1 protein-coding gene is annotated in these 550 nt (G+C 45.6%); it reads right to left on the bottom strand.

Annotated features, from left to right (window positions below; translation table 11 throughout):
* The coding region (locus tag R7P64_RS24550) for a glycogen/starch synthase (protein WP_318124244.1) at positions 1 to 550 on the bottom strand (550 nt) is incomplete at both ends.

Below are 550 nucleotides of genomic sequence, written 5' to 3'. Positions count from 1 at the left end.
ACTTGTCGGAGAATTGCGCCGCAACCTCTTCCAATTGTGCAGCCAAAACGGGATCACCCGTCCCAACAACAACGACTTGAACATCATGCTTCAAAAAATCCGCCAAAGCCGGCAGCAAGTAATGCACGCCTTTTTGCTGAGTCAAACGACAAACCATACCAAACATGGCTACATCTTTTTCAGCAAGGTTTAGCTTCTGCTGTAATGCGCGCTTACAAGTGTTTTTACCTAGAACCATACTTTGTTTGTCGGCACTATAGTTCATTGGTAAATAAGCATCAGTTTCCGGATTCCAAGCACTGTAATCGCAGCCATTTAAAATTCCGACTAAATCCCCTGCACGTTGCTGAAACTCCCATGCCATTCCATGACTGCCAAGTTCTGTTTTTAACTCTTCAGCGTACGTTGGGCTGACTGCATTTATCTTATCGGCATTCATTACGCCAGCTTTGAGCATAGTAATATGCGTGGCACTCACCGCAGCATCGGGAACGTTTCGGCAGTGAAACTCTGGCAAACACTGTACGTCGTCGTAACTAAATACGCCTTT

This window comes from Vibrio sp. 2304, from assembly GCF_033339475.1.
Classification (GTDB): domain Bacteria; phylum Pseudomonadota; class Gammaproteobacteria; order Enterobacterales; family Vibrionaceae; genus Vibrio; species Vibrio alginolyticus.
Note: the sequence above shows the minus strand (reverse complement) of the source record. Positions and strands in the feature narration are given on the sequence as shown.